Here is a 19,693-nt window from a genome sequence, read left to right as displayed (position 1 = left end):
CGTTTTCAGTTAGACCGAGTTCGATCATCTGAAGTGGATTCCGGGAGCAGTTCCGGCGCTTGTGGCTGCCGGGGCGCCAACTCCACCTGCCCCGGCGTGGGCAGTTCCTGATCCGACACACCCAGCTCGGCCAGCTTGCGGGCGCTGACCAGCACCCGTGCCTCCAACGAGCCCACCGCCCGGTTGTACGCGGTGACCGCGCCACCCAGCGAGGCACCGAGCTTGCCCACGTGGTCACCTAGCGTCGACAACCGTCCGTACAGTTCCCGCGCCAGCGTGTGCACGGCCATCGCGTTGCGGGTGAGCTGTTCCTGCCGCCATGACCAGGCGACGGTACGCAGCAACGCGACAAGGGTGGCCGGGGTGGCCAGCACCACGTTGCGGGCGAAGGCGTGTTCCAACAGCGTCGGATCGCGTTGCAGGGCGACATCCAGGAACGGATCGGCCGGTACGAAGAGCACCACGAACTCCGGAGTGGACTCGAACGCCGACCAGTAGGACTTGGCGGCCAACGCGTCGACGTGTGCCCGGAGATGCTTCGCGTGCGCGTCGAGGTGGCTGTCCCGCCCCCGCTCGTCGCGCGCCTCCATCGCGGTGAGGTACGCGTCGAACGGCGCCTTGGCGTCCACCACCACACTCCGGCCGCCGTGCAGGCGGACCACCAGGTCGGGGCGTACCGTCTGCTGGTCGGTGGCGGCGGTGACCTGCTCGGCGAAGTCACAGTGCTCCAGCATGCCGGCGGCCTCGACGATGCGGCGCAACTGGTGCTCGCCCCACCGGCCGCGTACCTGGGGCGCGCGCAACGCCGCCACCAGCTGTTTCGTCTCCGTCCGCAGCTCGCCGGAGACCGTGCTCATGGCGCGGACCTGTTCACGCAGCTCGGCGTACGCGTCGACCCGCTCCCGTTCGAGGTCGGCGACCCGCTGCTCGTAGCGTCGTAGTGTCTCGTGCAGCGGGGCCACCGCCCGCGCGACCGCCTCCTGCGACTGGGCTGTCGCCTCGTAACTCAACGCCCGCATCGACTGCTCCAGCCGCCCTTCTCCCTCACGGGTGGCGCGCAGTGTGGCGTCCAGCCGGGCGATCTCGGTCGTCGAGCGGGACCGGGCGGCGAACCAGCCGACCGCGCCGCCGGCAACGAGACAGACGACGACAACCGCCAGGGTCGAGAGCTCCATCCTCAGGAGCTTGCCAAACAAGCGCGGCGCTCGCCCGGACGGGTGCTCGCGACATACCGTGCAGAAGACCGGTGCGGGCTGTCGGACCAATTCACTGGAAGTGCGTCAGCAGGGCCACGGCGGATGGCCGAGGCCCTGCTGACGGATGCCTTATGGCTTGTCACCCGGTCCGCGGACCTAGTAGAAGTAGTGCCAACTGCCGTAGAAGCGGACCTGAGACCTTGATGAACCTGGGCTGAGGGTGAGGATAGGGTCTGCGCCGATGACCACATGGGGGGTGTCGAAGATGTAGACATTCACCCTGGAATTGTTGCGTGCGGAGCGGACGGGCCAGTTCTTTGCCCAGGAGCACACGGTCGGCGAGTTGTGCCAGTCAGCATCCCTGTCGTGCCAGGCGCACCGCTTTCCGGTTCCGTTGGTGGAGTCCCAGACGCACATGTTGCTAGTGGGGCAGTCCCAGGCTGCCTGTGCTGCGACGGGTGGCGCTGCCACGAAGATGATCGTTGCCAGGCCTAATATGGCCAGGATCTGCCGCACCTTCTTCACTGATCCCCCGCTCCTTTTTGATGTGTCGATAATGCGCGACGTGAGTCATGCTGCTGATCGACAGTGATAAGATCCGCGTACGCGACCTGAAGCCTACGCTTCCGTCAATTCCCTGTCAGCCCCGAATGGCCTGGGGTCCGGTCTTGCCGGGAACTTGAAAGTCGTCGCGGATGCTTCGCCGGGGTGCGGTAGAAGCGCAGGTGGCAGATGTGGGCGGGCAATCGATTTCGCACGGCCGTCCCGGGCCTGCTAGACACCAGGCCCGGGACATCGGGACGGCTGCGGCAGCCAGTGCTGGTTCGACCGGGCTCTTGAGTCGTGGCTCAGCCGGTGTTGCGCATCCCGGCCGCGATGCCGTTGACAGTGGTGAGCAGGGCCCGCTCCAGGGCGGTGCCGTCGCTGGGTGCGCGTCGGCCGCCCGGCGCGGTGGCCACCGCCCGCCCGGCCGCACCCGAGTCGCGGTACTGCCGCAGCAGCGCCACCTGGAGGTGGTGCAGCGGCTCCAGGTAGGTGTCGCGCACGGCGAGCGTGCGTTGCAGCACCGGGGAATTCTCCAGCAGCTCCGGCGAGTCGGTGACCGCGAGCACCTCACGCCGGGTCAGCTCGTACTCCTGCTCGATCTTGTCGAAGATCGGGTGCAGCTGCTTCGGTACCAGCGTCTCCACGTACCGGCGGGCGATGCCGAGGTCGGTCTTGGTAAGCATCATCTCCACGTTTGACAGGAACGTGCGGAAGAAGTGCCAGTTGCGGTGCATCTCGGCCAGCACGTCGGCCAGCCCGGCCTCCCGGGCGGCGGCCAGGCCGGAGCCGACCCCGAACCAGCCGGGCACGATCTGCCGGGTCTGGGTCCAGCCGAACACCCACGGGATGGCCCGCAACCCGGACAACCCGGCACCGGTGTTCGGCCGCTTCGCCGGCCGGGAGCCGATGTTCAGCGCACCGAGCAGCTCGGTTGGGGTGGACGCCCAGAAGTACGCGGGCAGGTCCGGGTCCTCCACAAGCGAGCGGTACGACCGGAACGCCGACTCGGAGACCACGTCCATCGCCGCGTCCCAGCGTTCCAGCATCTCGGCGGGTTGCCGGGGCGCGGTGTGCAGCAGCGTCGCCTGGAGCACGGCGGCCACGCTCAGTTCGAGGTTCTCCCGGGCCAGCGCCGGCAGCGTGTACTTGTCGGAGATGACCTCACCCTGCTCGGTCACCTTGATCGCGCCGTCCAGGGTGCCGTACGGCTGGGCCAGGATCGCGTCGTGCGTGGGGCCGCCGCCGCGTCCGACCGTGCCGCCCCGGCCGTGGAAGAGCCGCAGGTGCACCCCGTGCCGGGCGGCCACGTCGCGAAGCGCGCGCTGGGCCCGGTGGATGGACCACTGGCTGGTGGTGATGCCGGCCTCCTTGTTGGAGTCGGAGTAGCCGAGCATCACCTCCTGCACGTCACCCCGGGCCGCCACCAGCGCCCGGTACGCCGGCAGCGACAGCAGCTCGTCGAGCAACTCGCCGCCGGAGTTCAGCTCGGCCGGCGTCTCCAGCAGCGGCACGATGCCGATCCGGGCCCGGCCGCTGTGCACGTCGACCAGGCCGGCCTCGCGGGCGAGCACCACCGCGGCGAGCACGTCGTCCACGCCGAGGGTCATCGAGATGATGTACGACTCGATCACCTCGGAACCGAACCGGTCCTGCGCCTCACGAATGGTGGCGAACACGTCGAACGTCTTGCGGGCCGATTCACTGAGCGGGGTGTCCGCCGTCGACAGCGGCCGGCGACTGGCCAGCTCGTCGGCGAGCAGCTTGGTGCGCTCCAACCGGCTCAGCGACGGGTAGTCGTCGACCTCGCCCACCGCCGCGTACAACTGGCTGAGCACCTCGTGGTGCTTCTCGGCGTGCTCGCGCACGTCCATGGTCGCCAGGTGCAGGCCGAACGCGGAGACGGTACGGATCGTCGAGGCGAGCCGGCCGACGGCGGTGAGCTGACCGGAGTTGCGGGCCAGCGAGGCACGCAGCAGATCCAGGTCGGCGATCAGCTCGGCCGAACCCCGGTAGTCCCGACCCGGTACGTGCGGGGTGCCCTGGCGCAGCCGGGCCCGGGTGTTGGCGAGCTTGGCGCGGACACAGCGGGCCTTGAGCCGGTACGGCTCCTCGGCGTTGACTCGGCGGAACCGGGGTGCCACCTCGGGCAGCGCGTCGAGGTCGGCGGCGAGGCTGGCGGACAGGTCGAGCGACACCCCGCGCAGTCGCCGGGACACCGACACCTCGTTGATCAGCTCCTCCATGGCCGCCTCGGTGGCGGTCAGGCCGTGCTCGTGCTGGATGGCCAGCACCTCGCGGGTCACCGCCGGGGTGACGAACGGGTTGCCGTCCCGGTCACCGCCGATCCAGGTGCCGAAGGTCAGCGGCCGGGCCGTCGGCGAGGTCTCCACGCCGAGCGTACGCAGCGTCTCGGCGAGGTCGTCGAGCACCTGCGGTGCCGCCTCGGCGTACAGATCGCGCAGGTAGTAGATGGCGTTGCGCGCCTCGTCGGTCGGGTCCGGTCGGTCCAGCCGCAGCTCGTCGGTCTGCCACATCAGGTCGAGCAGCTCGGCCAGCCGCCGGTTGGCCGGACCTTCGTCGCTGGCGCCGTAGAGAATCGCGTTCGCCGTCTCGGCGTCCAGCTCGTCGGCGATCGCGCGCAGCTTCGACAGGATCGACCGGCGGGCCGCCTCGGTCGGGTGAGCGGTGAAGACCGGCCGTACCGCCAGCCGACGGGCCACCGACGCGATCTCCTCGGCCGGCACCCCGCGCTCGGCGATCATCTTGGCCGCCTGGTCCAGCCAGCCGCCCTGGATGGCGCGGCGGCGGCGCAGGTCGCGCGCCCGGTGCACCTGTTCGGTGATGTTGGCCAGGTGGAAGTAGGTTGAGAAGGCGCGGGCCAGCTTGGTGCCGGTGGTCACATCGAGTCCGCCGAGCCGCCGGGCGGCGGCCGGGGCATCGGTGCGGACCTGGGCGCGGATCTCCTCGACGAGGTCGAGCAGCGGGCGCCCCTCCTGGCGGGCCAGGGTCTGCCCGAGCAAGGTGCCCAACCTGCGGATGTCGGCGCGCAGGGCGGCGTCGGGGCCGTCGTGATCGTGCTGGTCGGTCACCATGCGCTCCTCACGTCAAGTACGAAGGACAGCGCTGTCCGACTCCCCCGATCGTATCCACGTGAACCCGCCGGAAAGGAGGGGCCCCAGGTTGTCACGTTCATCATGTTCCGGGGGCGTTGACCTCGGCGACCCGATGTGAGGTCGACCTTCGGCAGGCGTAACCGTGCCGTCGCCCCTCCTGGTCGAACCGGAAAACTGCTGGCTGCCGCCGATAGCGTCGGCACATGACAGCGCTGCACCAACCGCCGAAACCCCGCCCCGGTGACCGGGTGGCGGTCGTCTCACCCTCCGCCGGCCTGCCAGGTCTCTTCCCGCACGTGTACGAACTGGGGCTGCGCCGGCTGCGCGAGGAGTACGGCCTGGAACCGGTCGAGTATCCGACCACCCGGGTCATGGGGGCCGACCCGCGCGACCGCGCCCGGGACCTGACCGCCGCCTTCGCCGACCCGACGATCACCGCAGTGCTGGCCACCGTCGGCGGCGACGACCTGATCACCGTGACGCCGCACCTGGACGACGCGGTGCTGCGGGCCAACCCGAAGCCCTACTTCGGGTACTCCGACAACACGAACGTGCTCAACCACCTGCACCGGCTGGGCATCGTCAGCTACCACGGCGGGTCGGTGCTCGTGCATCTCGGCCGCCCCGGGGCGCTGCACCCGCTGACCGCCGACTCGCTGCGCGCGGCGCTGTTCAGCACCGACTGGTACGAGCTCGTCCCGGCGCCCGAGTGGGGCGACGAGCCGAACGACTGGAATGACAGCGGTTGCCTGGCGGACGAGCCGGTGATGTTTCCCGGCACCGGTTGGCACTGGCAGGGCCCGGCGACGGTGGTCGAGGGTCGGACCTGGGGCGGCAACCTGGAGGTGCTGCACTGGCTGCTCGCCGCCGACCGGGTCGCCCCCGCCGCCACCCTCACCGGTTCGGTCTTCCTGATGGAGACGTCGGAGGAACTTCCGCCGGCCGTCGAGGTCTACCGGATGCTGCGCAATCTCGGCGAGCGTGGCCTGCTCGGTGGCTTCCCCGCCGCACTCGTCGGCCGCGCCAAGGCGTGGGAGTTCGGCCGCCGACTCACCCCGCAGGAGAAGACGGAGTACGCCCGGGACCAGCGCGCCGCCGTCACCCGGGCGTTCGCCGAGTACGCCCCCGACGCGGTACTGGTCTTCGACGTCGACTTCGGTCACACCGACCCGCAACTGATCATCCCGTACGGCGGTGCGGTCCGGGTGGACGCGGTCCAGCGGCGCATCTCGGTCCGCTACTGACTGCCGGGCCACGGCCCGAGGCGCAACATCTACTCCGGTTACGGGATGTCGCGGTTTCCGCGCCTGGCGGAAGCCACGACATCCCGCATCCGGAGTTGATCTTGTCGGTCAGTCGACGACGGCGAAGGCGCGGACGGGGAAGGTGCCCATGCCGGCCACCCTCGGTGGGGCGGCGGTGAACCGGAAGCCGTCCGGCGGGAGGGCGGCCAGCCCGGTCAGGTGCTCCACGATCGGGATACCGGCGGCCAGCAGGGTGCTGTGCGCGGGCCGCTCGCCGCCGGCCGCCGGACCCATGTCGTCGATGTTGATCGAGTCGATGCCGACCAGGGCGGCACCCGCGTCCACAAGCGCCTTCGCCCCGTCGCCGGTCAGGTGGGGCGCCTCCGGGGCGCCGTACCCGTCGGTGCCGAAATGCACGTCCCAGCCGGTGTGCAGCAACACGGCCTTGCCGGTGACGTCGTAGGGCGCCAGCAGCAGCCGGTCCACCGCGCGGGTGCCGGCGGGCAGCCGGACGACGAGTCCGGGCAGGTCGGCGAGGCGGTCCAGCGGGAAACCGGACAGGTCGGCACCATCGGCGTACCTGTGGGCCGGCGTGTCCAGGTAGGTGCCGGTGTTGGCGATCATGTCTATCCGGGCCACGTGGAACTCGGTGCCCGGGGCGTAGTGCTTCCGGGACGCCTCGCGGGTCAGCCACTCGGTGATCTTCGGTGCCGGCCAGCCGGGCAGGGTGATCATCCCGTCGGTGACCGGGTGACTCAACTCGATAAGTCGCCGACCGGCGGTGCGGTCTGCGGCACCAGGTACGGCGCGACCGCCCTTGTGCGGCTCCTCGATGATCGTCTTGTTGGTGATCCGTACCTCGGACACCATCAGCAGGCCGAGATGTCGGACGAACAAGGCCGCCAGGTCGGCGTCGTCGATCCGGTCGCCGGGGATGTCCAGCCGGAACCCCGCGGTGGTCAGGCCGCCGCCGTTGGCGAAGGCGACGTCGGCGTCGAACTGCGCACGAAATTCCCCGTTCATTCGGGCAGCCGACCACAGCCCGGCACGGGCGTCAATCTCGTTCGGTGTGCCGGCCGGGGTACCGCTCGGTTTCCCCCGACGTGGACCCGGTACCGGTGAACCGTCTGTGCGGTCAGCTCGACAGGCACCGGCAACCAGCACCCTGGCGTCGGCCGCCCGCCGTGCTCGCCTGGGCGGCGGTGGCCGTGGGCGGCGGTGATTCGTCGGTCCGGAGAGATAGTGTCAATCGGTAACGACCCCCCGTCCGGCCGGACGCGGGGTGATCGTCGTGTCCCCACCTCGGAAGTGATCATGACTGCGCTCACCGGACTGTTCGCCGCCGCCCTGGCCGACCCGGGCCTGGCCCGCGTCCGTGACCTGGCGCGCTCCGGTGCGGCCCAGGTCGACGGGCTCGACCTGACCGCCCCGCCGGCGCTGCGCCCGTTCGCGGTCGCCGCGGTCGCGGCGGACCCGGGCGCCGGCCACCCGACGACCGGCGGAGCGGGGCGGCCGGTGTTGGCGGTCACCGCCACCAGCCGGGAGGCCGAGGACCTCGTCGCCGCGCTCGGCAGTCTGCTGCCGGCCGAGCAGGTGGCGATCTTCCCGAGCTGGGAGACGCTGCCACACGAGCGGCTCTCCCCGCGCTCCGACACGGTCGGCCGCCGGCTGGCCGTGCTGCGCCGGCTCGCGCATCCGGACTCGGCGGACGCGCACGGGCGTACCGGACCCCTGCGGGTGGTCGTCGCGCCCGTCCGGTCGGTGCTGCAACCGCAGCTCAAGGGGCTCGGGGACCTGGAACCGGTACGGCTCGCCGCAGGGGACGAAGCCGACCTGGAGCAGGTGGCCCGCCGGCTCACCGACATGGCGTACGCCCGGGTCGACCTGGTCACCAAGCGGGGCGAGTTCGCCGTGCGTGGCGGCATCCTCGACGTCTTCCCGCCCACCGACGAGCACCCGTCCCGGGTCGAGTTCTGGGGCGACGAGGTGGAGGAGATCCGCACCTTCGCCGTCGCGGACCAGCGCACCATCGAGCAGATCGCCCAGCTCTGGGCACCGCCCTGCCGGGAACTGCTGCTCACCCCCGAGATCCGGGAGCGGGCGGCCACGCTCGCGCAGCAGCACCCGGAGCTGGCCGAGATCCTGGACAAGCTGGCCGGTGGGATCCCGGTGGAGGGCATGGAGTCCCTGGCGCCGGCGCTGATCGGCAACGACTCGATGGAGCTGCTGCTGGACTGCATGCCGGCCGGCACCCACGTACTGCTCTGCGACCCGGAGCGGATCCGCACCCGGGCGCACGACCTGGTCCGTACCTCTGAGGAGTTCCTCCAGGCCAGCTGGGCCGCGGCCGCCGTCGGTGGCCAGGCCCCGGTCGACCTGGGCGCCGCCGCCTTCCACACCCTCGCCGACGTACGCGCGCACGCCGCGAACCTGCGCCAGCCCTGGTGGACACTGTCTCCGTTCGGCCTGGCCGAACCAGTTGGCCCAGCCGCGACCCGACAGCCGTGGGAGGACGAGCCGGCGGCGGTCGACGTCACGCCCGACGACGCCATCGCGGTGGCCCTGACCGCCCAGCCCGCTCCGCTCTACCACGGCGAGACCGCCCGGGTGGTCGACGACCTGAAGCGGTGGGCCGGCGAGGGCTTCGCGATCGCGCTCGTCTTCGAGGGGCACGGTCCCGCCCAACGGGCCGTCGAGGTGCTCCGCGACGGCGGTCTCGGTGCCCGGATGACCGACGAGGTGCCCGCCGCGCCCGCCCCGGGTGAGCTGCTTGTCACCTGCGGCAGCCTGACCGGCGGTTTCGTCGACGAGGCGGCCCGGTTCGTACTGCTCACCGGCAGCGACGTGACAGGTGGTCGGGGCGTGTCGACCCGCGACATGCGGAAGATGCCGAGCCGGCGGCGCAACACCATCGACCCGCTGGAGCTACGCGCCGGTGACCACGTGGTGCACGAGCAGCACGGCATCGGCAGGTACGTCGAACTGGTGCAGCGCACCGTCAACGGCGCCTCGCGGGAATACCTCGTCATCGAGTACGCCCCGAGCAAGCGCGGCCAGCCCGGTGACCGCCTCTTCGTCCCCACCGACCAGCTCGACCAACTCTCCCGCTACGTCGGCGGCGAGCAACCGACCCTGCACAAGATGGGCGGCTCGGACTGGCAGAAGTCGAAGGCCCGGGCCCGTAAGGCGGTCAAGGAGATCGCCGCCCAGCTGATCCAGCTCTACGCCGCCCGAAAGGCGTCCAAGGGGCACAACTTCGGGCCGGACACCCCGTGGCAGCGGGAGCTGGAGGACGCCTTCCCCTGGCAGGAGACGCCCGACCAGCTCGCCGCCATCGAAGAGGTCAAGCGGGACATGGAGCAGAGCATCCCGATGGACCGACTCATCTGCGGCGACGTCGGCTACGGCAAGACCGAGATCGCGGTACGCGCGGCGTTCAAGGCGGTGCAGGACGGCAAGCAGGTGGCCGTGCTGGTGCCGACCACCCTGCTGGTGCAGCAGCACTACAACACCTTCGCCGAGCGGATGGCCCAGTTCCCGGTGACGATCCGGCAGCTGTCCCGCTTCCAGACGCCGAAGGAGGCCGAGCAGACCCTCACCATGGTCGCCGACGGCACCGCCGACGTCGTCATCGGCACCCACCGGCTGCTGGCGGCGGCCACCCGGTTCAAGTCGCTCGGGCTGGTCATCGTCGACGAGGAGCAACGGTTCGGCGTCGAGCACAAGGAGCACCTCAAGTCGATGCGGGCCGCCGTCGACGTGCTGAGCATGTCGGCCACCCCGATTCCGCGCACCCTGGAGATGGCGATCACCGGCATCCGGGAGATGTCCACGATCGCCACCCCGCCGGAGGAGCGGCACCCGGTGCTCACCGCCGTCGGGGCGCAGGACGACCGGCAGGTGGCCGCCGCGATCCACCGGGAGCTGCTCCGCGACGGCCAGGTCTTCTACCTGCACAACCGGGTCGAGTCGATCGAGCGGACCGCCCGCCGGCTGCGGGAACTGGTGCCCGAGGCTCGGGTGGCGGTGGCGCACGGCCAGATGGGTGAGGACGCCCTGGAGAAGGTGATGGTCGGCTTCTGGGAGAAGGAGTACGACGTCCTGGTCTGCACCACGATCGTGGAGTCCGGCATCGACATCCCCAACGCCAACACGCTTATCGTGGAGCGGGCCGACCTGCTCGGCCTCGCCCAGCTGCACCAGATCCGGGGCCGGGTCGGCCGGGGCCGGGAGCGGGCGTACGCGTACTTCCTCTATCCGCCGGACAAGCCGCTCACCGAGCACGCCCACGAGCGGCTGGCCACCATCGCCCAGCACACCGAGCTGGGTGCCGGCATGTACGTCGCGATGAAGGACCTGGAGATCCGGGGCGCCGGCAATCTGCTCGGCGGCGAGCAGTCCGGGCACATCGAGGGCGTCGGGTTCGACCTGTACGTGCGGATGGTCGGCGAGGCGGTCCAGGCGTTCAAGGGCGAGCGGCCGGAGGAGGAGGCCGACATCAAGATCGATCTCCCGGTGGACGCGCACCTGCCGCACGACTACGTGGCGGTGGAGCGGCTGCGCCTGGAGATGTACCGCAAGCTCGCGGAGGCGCGCGACGAGGAACGGCTGCGCGAGGTCGCCGCCGAGATGACCGACAGGTACGGCGAGCCGCCCGCGCCGGTGCAGAACCTGATCGCGGTGGCCCGGTTCCGGCTGCTGGCCCGCCAGTACGGCCTGACCGACGTCAGCATGCAGGGCAAGCACCTCCGCCTCGGCCCGCTGCCGCTGCCCGATTCCAAGCAGTTGCGGCTCAAGCGCTACCACCCCGACTCGGTCTACAAGGCCGCCCTCGACCAGGTGAGCGTGCCCCGCCCGAGCACCCGTCGGGTCGGTGGCGAGCCACTGCGCGACCAGGCCCTGCTGGAGTGGTGCGCGCAGTTGCTCTCCGACGTCCTCGGCGTACCCGCCGGTGTCAGCGGTGGGTAAGGGGCATGAGAGAGTGACGGGCATGCGTGCTCGCCGTCTTGTCGCCGTCGCCAGCGTGGCGGTCGGCCTCATCGCCCTCGCCGGTTGCCGTTCCGAGCCTGGTGTCGCCGCCTATGTCGGTGACCACCGGATCACCGAGGACGCGGTCACCGAGGTCATCGAGGACGCTCAGACGAAGAACCCGGCCCCGACCGGGGCGGACGAGGTGCCGCCCGGCCAGGAGCCCCAGCTGCCGCCCGGCCAGGAGCCTCAGTTGCCCGGGCGCAGCCAGGTGGTGAGCACCCTGGTGCTCAGCGAGGTCTGTGAGCGGATCTCCGCGACCGAGGGCTACCGTTCGCAGAGCCAGGTCGACCCGGCGCAGGTGGCCCAGGGGCTCGGCCTGAGCCCGGAGACCGGGTACGTGCGGCAGGTCGCCGAGCTGTACACCTGCCTCTCCGGCATTCCGATCGGCGCTCCGGTGGCCCCCACCGAGCAGGAGCTGATCGACCTGGTCGCGGCCGGCAAGCGGGCCGGCGCGGTGCCGGCCGAGGTGACCGTCGAGGAGGCCGCCGCCCAGCTCGACGGCGAGCAGCTGCGCCAGGCCCTGGCCAACCGGGACTCGCTGCGTGCGGCCGTCGAGACGTACGACGTGACTGTCAACCCCCGGTACCGGCCGCTGGTGTTCCCGGTGCTGAGTTTCAGCGGGCAGGCCGTCGCGGTGGGCGTGCCGCTGGGTGAGCCGGCCTCCGACGCGGTGAACGACATCTCCACCCCGAGGCCGCGGCCCGAGCCGTCGGCACCCACCGACGGCTGAGCATGCCCCGCATCGTCCTGCTGGTGACCTCACCCCGGTTGCCGGCCGGTCTGCTGACGGCAGCGGCCTGGGATGTCGTACGCGCGGCTCCGGTGCTTGTCGCCGAGGACAGCGAGCTGACCACGGCGCTGCGGTCGGCGGGTGCCGAGGTCCGGGTGCTCGACGGGCCGCCGGTGCCGGCGCTGCTGGACGCGGTGGCGGCGCAGGACACGGTGGTCTGGCTGGCCGGGCCGGCCGGGGACGAGGCGGTGGCCCGGGAGCTGGGGCTGCGCCTGGCCCGCGAGCCGGGGCTGGCCGAGCTGGAGCTGATGTACGGCTCGTGGGATCCACCTGGCGCACGGTTGCTGGACGCGGTGGCGGTGCTCGACCGGCTGCTGTCGCCCGGCGGGGATCCGTGGAAGCGGGCGCAGACCCACCGCAGCCTGGCCGGCTTCCTGCTGGAGGAGAGCTACGAGGCGTACGACGCGATGAGCGCCGGGGACACCGACGCGCTGCGCGAGGAGTTGGGCGACGTGCTGCTCCAGGTGGTGCTGCACGCCCGGCTGGCCGAGGAACTACCCGAGGACGAACGCTGGACCATCGACGACGTGGCCGCTGGGCTGGTGGACAAGATGATCCGGCGCAACCCGCATGTCTTCGCCGGTGCCGAGGCGGGCACCCTGGAGGAGATCACCGCCAACTGGGAGCGGATCAAGCAGGCGGAGAAGGCCCGTGACTCGGTGCTCGACGGCATCGCGTTCAGCCAGCCGGCGCTCGCCCTGGCGGCGAAGATCCTGGAGCGGTCCGCCCGGGCCGGCATCACCGCGCCGCTGCCGTCACCGGAGTCGCAACCCACCCCCGAGGCCGCCCTCGGCGCCCACCTGCTCGCGATCGTCGCCCAGGCCCGCACGGCCGACCTGGACCCCGAAGCCGCCCTCCGCCACACCACCCTCACCCACGCCCAAACCCTCCGCACCACCGAACCCTCCCCACCCCCCACCTCCCCACCCGCCCCACCCTCTCCACCCCCCACCTCTTCGCGTTGATCATGAGGTTGGCGGCGCCGAATCCGACATTTCGCGCGGCTAACCTCATGATCAACATGGCGAGGGGTGAGGGCGGGGCGGGGTGGGTGGGGTTTCGGTGGGGGTGGTTAGGGTCGGGGGGTGGAGCGGTTTCGGGTGGTCGGTGAACGGGTTGTCGAGGCGTTGCTGGGGAGTCGGCCGGTGCTCGCCGCGACAGCGGGGGACCATCGGGCCGACGATCGGCTGCCGGATTTCTCGGCGGACGCGGTCGCGGGGGACCGGGCGATGCTCGTCGACGCGGCGAGCGCGCTCGTCGAGATCGACTCCGAGGACCTCGACGTCGAGGAACGCGTCGACCACGCCCTGCTCTCCGCCCTGGTCGACCGGGAGCTGTTCGAGCTGACCGAGATCCGGGGGCACGAGTGGGATCCACTCGCACACAACCCCGGCCCACTGCTGCACGCCCTGCTGTCCCGCCCGTACGCGCCGGCCGAGGTACGGCTGACCGCCCTCGCCGGCCGTCTCGCCGCCGTACCGGACGCGTTGGCCACCGCGCGCGCGACGCTGCGGGACATGCCCCGGGTCCACGCCGAGACGGCGGTCGGGCAGTTCACAGGCGTGGCCGCACTGATCCGCGACGAGGTGCCCGCGCTGCTCGCGCAGGCTCCCGCCGCCGTCGACCGGATCGAGCCGGCCGCCACCGGGGCGCTTGCCGCGCTCGACGAGTTCGTCGCCTGGCTGCGCGCCGGCCTGGCGGTCGACGCCGGGCCGGGCCGCGATCCCCGGCTGGGTAGGCGGCGCTGGGAGGCACGCCTGTGGCACGCGCTCGACACCGAGCTGGGTGCCGCCGAGATCCAGCGCCGGGCCTGGGCGAACCTCGACCGGGTCACCGACGAGATCCGCGCGGCGGCTGTCGAGCTGGTCGGCGGCCCCGCCGACGACGAGACCGTACGCCGGGCGCTGGACCTGCTCGCCGCCGAGCATCCCGACGACCACACGATCGTCGACCTGGCCTCGATCACACTTGACGAGGCGAGCGACTTCGTCCGGTTGCACGATCTGGTGAGCGTGCCGGCGGACCCCTGCGTCATCCAGGTGATGCCGCAGTTCGCCCGAGGTGTGGCGGTGGCCTACTGCGACGCGCCCGGCGGTCTGGAGACGGCGGACGTGCCGACGTTCTACTGCATCGCGCCGACGCCCGCGGACTGGCCGGCGGGCCGGGTGGAGTCGTTCTACCGCGAGTACAACGACCACATGATCCGCAACCTGACCGTGCACGAGGCGATGCCCGGGCACTTTCTCCAGCTCGCCCACGCCCGGCGCTACACCGGCTCGACCCGGGTACGGGCGTTGATCCGGTCCGGCCCGTTCGTCGAGGGTTGGGCGGTCTACGCCGAGGAACTGATGGTCGGTCGCGGCTTCGGTGGCCTGCCGGTGCGATTGCAGCAGCTCAAGATGCAGCTGCGGATGACCCTCAACGCCCTGCTCGACCAGCTGACCCACGCCGAGGAGCTACCCGAGGCCGAGGCGATGGCGCTGCTGACCGGACGCGGCTTCCAGGAGGAGGGCGAGGCGGCGGGCAAGTGGCGTCGCGCGTTGCTGACCTCGGCGCAGTTGTCGACGTACTTCGTCGGCTACAGCGAGATGGCCGAGATCGCCGCCGCCCGCCCGTCCGACGTGCCGCTGCGTGACTGGCACGACGAGATGCTCGCCCACGGCAGCCCGCCGCCGCGCCACCTGCGCACCCTGGTCGACCGGTAGGGGCGCCGACCGGTGGCTCAGGGGCCGGCGGTGCGCCTGTCAACCACGTCGGCACCCGCCGGCAGGTCGAAGGCGCCGCCGTCGACCTGCTCCTGGTAGCGGCTCAGCGCCAACTCGACGGGTTGCCCGTCGAGCTGGCCGGTGAAGCTGCCCAGCGTGCCCTCCCCGGTCACGCAGGCGGTGAAGCTCTCCGCGTTCTGGCGTACGTCCACGCAGGTGGCGTGGTGGCCGACGACGGTGCTGCTGCGTTCGGTGATGACCGCGTCCGGGTCCAGCGCCGCAGAGGTCAGCCGGCCCATCACCATCGGGGGTGTGACAAGCCCCTGTAGCTCGGCCTCGGCGAAGACCACCACCGAGGGCTTGCTGTTGGGGGCGGGCGGTGCCTCAACAGTGCAGACGGTCCGGTCACCATCGGTGTCGCACCGGGTGGTCGCCTCGTCGGTGACCGTCAGCTTGCCCCCCGGCCAGGTGTAGCTGGACCGGGCCGGGTCCTGCGACTGGACGAACGAGGCGCGCTGCCCACCGGCCATCTGGTACTCCGCCGAGTAGGTCAGCTCCAGCGCCCGGTCCATCCGGGCGGCGAGATCGTTGACGATGTCGGCTCGACCCATGGCCCGCCCGGCGTCGTCCAGGGCCTGACAGCCGGTGACGGTGAGCAACGCGATGACCGACACAGCGAGCGTACGGAGAGTGGTCGAGGCGGCGGGCATGGCGACCAGCCTTGTCGATCGGGTCCCGCTCGTGCAAACCGGTTGTCGGTTGAGGTACGAGAATCCGGGAATGTCCGACCCGTCGGTACCGGAGCGTGGTCGTTGACCCGCCCGGTCGCCGTGCCGACGGGCGGGGACCGATACGCTGCGTTCAACACCTGCCTCTGCCGCACCGTCGCGGCCGATACCGGACGAGACCACACGAACGAGGAGCAACTCAGTGGCAACCATCGAGGTAATCGAGGCTCGGGAGATCCTGGACTCGCGGGGCAACCCGACTGTCGAGGTCGAGGTCGGGCTCGACGACGGCACGATCTCCCGGGCGGCGGTGCCCTCCGGCGCCTCGACCGGCGCCTTCGAGGCGATCGAGCTGCGCGACGGTGACAAGGGCCGCTACCTGGGCAAGGGAGTGGAGAAGGCGGTCGCCAACATCGAGGACCGGATCGTCGACCAGTTGATCGGCTACGAGGCCAGCGAGCAGCGGGCGATCGACCAGAAGATGCTCGACATCGACGGCACCGACAACAAGGCCGAGCTGGGCGCCAACGCGATCCTCGGGGTGTCCCTGGCGGTGGCCAAGGCCGCGGCCGGCAGCGCCGACCTGAGCCTCTTCCGCTACCTGGGCGGGCCGAACGCGCACCTGCTGCCGGTGCCGATGATGAACATCCTCAACGGTGGGGCGCACGCCGACAGCAACGTCGACATTCAGGAATTCATGATCGCGCCGATCGGCGCGCCCAGTTTCCGTGAGGCGCTGCGTTCCGGTGCCGAGGTCTACCACGCGCTCAAGTCGGTACTGAAGAAGAAGGACCTGTCCACCGGGCTCGGCGACGAGGGCGGCTTCGCGCCGAACCTGCCGACGAACGCCGCCGCGCTGGACCTGATCGCGGAGGCGGTGGAGAAGGCCGGCTACCGGCTCGGCACCGACATCGTCTTCGCCCTCGACGTGGCCGCCACCGAGTTCTTCGCCGACGGCAGCTACACCTTCGAGGGCGCGGCCAAGAGCGCCGCGGAGATGAGCGAGTACTACACCAAGCTGGCCGACGCGTACCCGATCGTCTCGATCGAGGACCCGCTGGCCGAGGACGACTGGACCGGCTGGCAGACGCTCACCGCCGCGATCGGCGACCGGGTCCAGATCGTCGGTGACGACCTGTTCGTCACCAACCCGCAGCGCATCGCGCGGGGCATCGCCGAGAAGGCGGCGAACGCGGTGCTGGTCAAGGTCAACCAGATCGGTTCGCTCACCGAGACGCTGGACGCGGTGGACCTGGCCCACCGGGCCGGCTTCAAGTGCATGATGAGCCACCGTTCCGGCGAGACCGAGGACACCACGATCGCCGACCTGGCGGTGGCCACCGGCTGCGGTCAGATCAAGACCGGTGCGCCGGCCCGGTCGGACCGGGTGGCGAAGTACAACCAGCTCCTGCGTATCGAGGAGGAGTTGGCCGACGCGGCGCGGTACGCCGGGGCGGGCGCCTTCCCGCGCTACCGTTCCGCCTGACGGATGCCGGACCTCGGGGGAGGGGTGTGATGGAGCAGCGCCGCACGCCGGGTGGTCAGCGTCCGGTCCGCCGGCCGGCACGCGCCGGCCGGCCCGGCGCGGCCCGGGACAGCGGTGTCCGCGCCGAGTCGCGGTCCGCCGCCGGTCGGGCGCCGTCGGCCACCCGCGGCGCCGAGGGCGTACGCTCCGCCAAGCGTCCCGCCGCCGCCCGGCGTGCGGCGGCCGGCGGCGCGGTGACGCGGCTGTCCGCACCCCGTTCCCGAGGTCTCACCGGCCGGGCCACAGTGCTGTTCGCGGTGCTTATCGCGCTCGCCCTCGCCTACACCTATCCGGTCCGGGTCTACCTCGACCAGCAGGCCGACATCGAGCGGATGGAGGCTTCGCAGGCGGCCCAGCGGAAGCTGATCGCCGAGCTCACCACCGAGGCCGAGAAGTGGCAGGATGACGCCTACATCGAGGCCAAGGCGCGGGAGCGGTTCTTCATGAAGCGTCCGGGCGAGAAGATGGTGATCCTGCTCGACGATCCCGCAGGTGCCGCCCGGGAAACCGGCGGCGGTGCCGACCCGGCGGCCCCGATCGTGCCGGATCCCTGGTACGACACCCTGTGGTCAAGCGTGCGGGCGGCCGACGCCCACCAGACTGACGGTTGAGCACCTGACGAGAGATGGCATCGTGACTGTCGTACCCCCGCAGGAGCCGGCGGCGGCTTCCGTACCTCCGCCGAAGCGGGAGCCGGCCACGGAGGCCGACCTGGCCGCGGTGGCCGCGCAGCTCGGACGCCCACCCCGAGGTACCAGGGCGGTGGCGCACCGCTGCCCCTGCGGGCTGCCGGACGTGGTGGAGACGACCCCCCGGCTGGCCGACGGCACGCCCTTCCCGACGCTGTTCTACCTGACCTGTCCCCGGGCGACTGCGGCGTGCAGCCGGCTGGAGTCAGCGGGTCTGATGAAGGAGATGGCGGACCGGCTGGCCGCCGACCCGGAGCTGGCCGCTCGGTACCGCGCGGCCCACGAGGACTATCTGACCCGCCGGGACGCCATCGCCGAGGTGCCCGAGATCGCCGGCATCTCGGCCGGCGGGATGCCAGGTCGGGTGAAGTGCCTGCACGTCCAGCTCGGCCACGCGCTCGGCGCCGGGCCGGGGGTGAATCCGTTCGGTGACGAGACGCTCGACCTGGTCGAGCCCTGGTGGGCGGCCGGACGCTGCGTCGACGTGCCGGAGGCCGGGTGAGCGACGGTAGCGTCGTGATCCGGCGGGCCCGGACCGCCGACGTGCGGGCCATCCGACGACTTGTCGACACCTACACCGACGATCGCCGGCTGCTCAGCAAGGCCACCGTGACGCTCTACGAGGACGTGCAGGAGTTCCGGGTCGCCAGTCGGGTCTCCGACGGCGTGGTGGTGGGCTGCGGCGCGCTGCACGTGATGTGGGAGGACCTGGCCGAGATCCGGACGGTGGCCGTCGATCCCGGTTGCCGGGGGCAGCGGATCGGGCACCGGATCGTCGCGGAGCTGATCGACGCGGCGCGCGACCTGGGGGTGGCCCGCATCTTCGTGCTGACCTTCGAGACCCGGTTCTTCGGATCGTTCGGCTTCACCGAGATCGACGGTGCCCCGGTGCCGCACCCGGTCTACGAGCAGCTGCTGCGCTCGTACGACGAGGGTGTCGCCGAGTTCCTCGACCTGGAACGGGTCAAGCCGAACACCCTGGGCAACACCCGCATGCTCCTGCGCCTCTGACGCCCCTGGCCCACCCTCGCCTCGCCTCGCCTCGGCTGCTCGACTTCGGAGAGTCACCCCAGGTCTGGCTACTGTCCGTGAGTCTTGCGACCCGAGGGGTGGGCTGGCGTGGCGGTAGGGTTTCCGTCGTGACGACGCGTGTGGCGGCCATCGACTGTGGCACGAACTCGATCCGGTTGCTGGTGGCTGACCTGCCCGACCCGTCGGCCGGACCGGACGCGCCGCTTGTCGACAGGAGTCGGCGGATGGAGATCGTCCGGCTCGGTCAGGGGGTGGACGCCACCGGCCGGCTCGCTCCGGAGGCGATCGAGCGGACCCGGGTCGCGCTCGCCGGCTACGCCGAAGAAATCGGGAAGCTGGGTGCCGAGCGGGTGCGGATGTGCGCCACGTCGGCCAGCCGGGACGCGGAGAACGCCGCTGACTTCCGCGCGATGGTCGAGCGGACGCTCGGCGTCGCGCCCGAGGTGGTGAGCGGTGACGAGGAGGCGCGGCTGAGTTTCACCGGGGCGGTGCGCGGGCTGCCCGCCGACGCGCCGTCGCCGTACCTGGTACTGGACATCGGTGGCGGCTCGACCGAGTTCGTGGTGGGCACCCGGGACGGTGGGGTCGACGCCGCGATCTCCATGGACATCGGCTGTGTGCGGATGACCGAGCGGCACCTGCACGGAGACCCGCCGGGCCTGGACGAGATCGCCGCCGCCCAGGCCGACATCGCGGTAGCGGTGGACCGCGCGCTGACGGCCGTGCCGGGGCGGCAGGCGGCCACCCTTGTCGGGCTCGCCGGCTCGGTCACCACAGTGGTCGCGATAGCTCAGGGCCTCACCGGGTACGACCCGACCCGCATTCACCACGCCCGGGTGTCCTACGACCAGGTGGCGGAGGTGACCGCCGACCTGCTTGCCATGACCCGTGAGCAGCGGCTTGCCATCCCGGCGATGCATCCCGGCCGGGCGGACGTGATAGGTGCCGGCGCACTGGTGCTGCGCGTGGCCATGGAACGGGCGGGCATGACCGCCGTGATCGCTTCCGAGCACGACATCCTCGACGGCATCGCCTGGAGCCTGGCAAACGCGAACGGAGGTACCGGCGCTAGCGCGAACAGGAGGTACCGGCGC

At 71.3% G+C, this 19,693-nt stretch carries 15 protein-coding genes; 10 read left to right on the top strand and 5 right to left on the bottom strand.

Features of this window, described 5'->3' with window-relative positions:
* Positions 1-5: 5 nt before the first annotated feature.
* From Van01_RS09895 to ppc, 3 genes are all read right to left on the bottom strand, one after another.
* Positions 6-1,175, bottom strand: coding sequence for a DNA recombination protein RmuC (locus Van01_RS09895; protein WP_204004611.1), 1,170 nt, complete (start codon positions 1,173-1,175; stop codon positions 6-8).
* 177 nt (positions 1,176-1,352) lie between these two features.
* On the bottom strand, positions 1,353-1,721 hold the full coding sequence (locus tag Van01_RS09890; RefSeq protein ID WP_204004608.1) for a peptidase inhibitor family I36 protein: 369 nt from the start codon (positions 1,719-1,721) through the stop codon (positions 1,353-1,355).
* 323 nt (positions 1,722-2,044) lie between these two features.
* Complete coding sequence (ppc, locus tag Van01_RS09885) at positions 2,045-4,831, bottom strand: phosphoenolpyruvate carboxylase (RefSeq protein WP_204004605.1); 2,787 nt, start codon at positions 4,829-4,831, stop codon at positions 2,045-2,047.
* A 227-nt stretch (positions 4,832-5,058) separates the two neighbouring features.
* On the opposite strand from ppc, the gene Van01_RS09880 reads away from it, so the two are divergent.
* A complete protein-coding gene (locus Van01_RS09880; RefSeq protein ID WP_204004602.1) occupies positions 5,059-6,099 on the top strand; it encodes a S66 family peptidase in 1,041 nt (346 codons plus the stop codon).
* Between the two features lie 108 nt (positions 6,100-6,207).
* On the opposite strand, the gene Van01_RS09875 is transcribed toward Van01_RS09880, so the two are convergent.
* On the bottom strand, positions 6,208-7,122 hold the full coding sequence (locus Van01_RS09875; RefSeq protein WP_204004599.1) for a cyclase family protein: 915 nt from the start codon (positions 7,120-7,122) through the stop codon (positions 6,208-6,210).
* Between the two features lie 291 nt (positions 7,123-7,413).
* On the opposite strand from Van01_RS09875, the gene mfd reads away from it, so the two are divergent.
* The 4 genes from mfd to Van01_RS09855 all read left to right on the top strand — a co-directional run bounded on the left by mfd (position 7,414) and on the right by Van01_RS09855 (position 14,625).
* Positions 7,414-11,067 carry a transcription-repair coupling factor gene (gene mfd, locus Van01_RS09870; RefSeq protein WP_204004596.1) on the top strand — a complete coding sequence of 1,218 codons (3,654 nt, stop codon included), beginning with the start codon at positions 7,414-7,416 and terminating at the stop codon, positions 11,065-11,067.
* Positions 11,068-11,089: 22 nt separating this feature from the next.
* On the top strand, positions 11,090-11,860 hold the full coding sequence (locus tag Van01_RS09865) for a hypothetical protein (RefSeq protein ID WP_204004593.1): 771 nt from the start codon (positions 11,090-11,092) through the stop codon (positions 11,858-11,860).
* A gap of 2 nt (positions 11,861-11,862) precedes the next feature.
* A complete protein-coding gene (locus Van01_RS09860) occupies positions 11,863-12,885 on the top strand; it encodes a nucleoside triphosphate pyrophosphohydrolase (RefSeq protein WP_204004590.1) in 1,023 nt (340 codons plus the stop codon).
* 120 nt (positions 12,886-13,005) lie between these two features.
* Positions 13,006-14,625, top strand: coding sequence for a DUF885 domain-containing protein (locus tag Van01_RS09855; RefSeq protein ID WP_204004587.1), 1,620 nt, complete (start codon positions 13,006-13,008; stop codon positions 14,623-14,625).
* Between the two features lie 17 nt (positions 14,626-14,642).
* Here Van01_RS09855 and Van01_RS09850 read toward each other — a convergent pair whose 3' ends face one another.
* A complete protein-coding gene (locus Van01_RS09850; protein WP_204004572.1) occupies positions 14,643-15,335 on the bottom strand; it encodes a hypothetical protein in 693 nt (230 codons plus the stop codon).
* 220 nt (positions 15,336-15,555) lie between these two features.
* Here Van01_RS09850 and eno point away from each other — a divergent pair, with 220 nt between their 5' ends.
* The 5 genes from eno to Van01_RS09825 form a co-directional block, all read left to right on the top strand.
* Positions 15,556-16,839: a phosphopyruvate hydratase gene (eno, locus tag Van01_RS09845; RefSeq protein ID WP_093406354.1), complete on the top strand. Its 1,284-nt coding sequence runs from the start codon at positions 15,556-15,558 to the stop codon at positions 16,837-16,839.
* A 29-nt stretch (positions 16,840-16,868) separates the two neighbouring features.
* A complete protein-coding gene (locus Van01_RS09840; protein WP_204004569.1) occupies positions 16,869-17,489 on the top strand; it encodes an FtsB family cell division protein in 621 nt (206 codons plus the stop codon).
* Positions 17,490-17,511: 22 nt separating this feature from the next.
* Positions 17,512-18,069, top strand: coding sequence for a DUF501 domain-containing protein (locus tag Van01_RS09835; protein ID WP_204004566.1), 558 nt, complete (start codon positions 17,512-17,514; stop codon positions 18,067-18,069).
* Entirely contained in the window at positions 18,066-18,578 is a 513-nt protein-coding gene (locus Van01_RS09830) for an amino-acid N-acetyltransferase (protein WP_204004563.1), read from the top strand. Before Van01_RS09835 ends, Van01_RS09830 begins: the two co-directional genes overlap by 4 nt.
* Before the next feature lie 140 nt (positions 18,579-18,718).
* Positions 18,719-19,693 (top strand): Ppx/GppA phosphatase family protein (locus Van01_RS09825; RefSeq protein ID WP_204005040.1); only part of this gene is annotated, 975 nt, incomplete at its 3' end.

It is taken from the genome of Micromonospora andamanensis (assembly GCF_016863495.1).
GTDB classification, from domain to species: Bacteria; Actinomycetota; Actinomycetes; order Mycobacteriales; family Micromonosporaceae; genus Micromonospora; species Micromonospora andamanensis.
The sequence above is the reverse complement of the archived record's forward strand: the minus strand, read 5'-3'. Positions and strand labels throughout refer to the sequence as shown.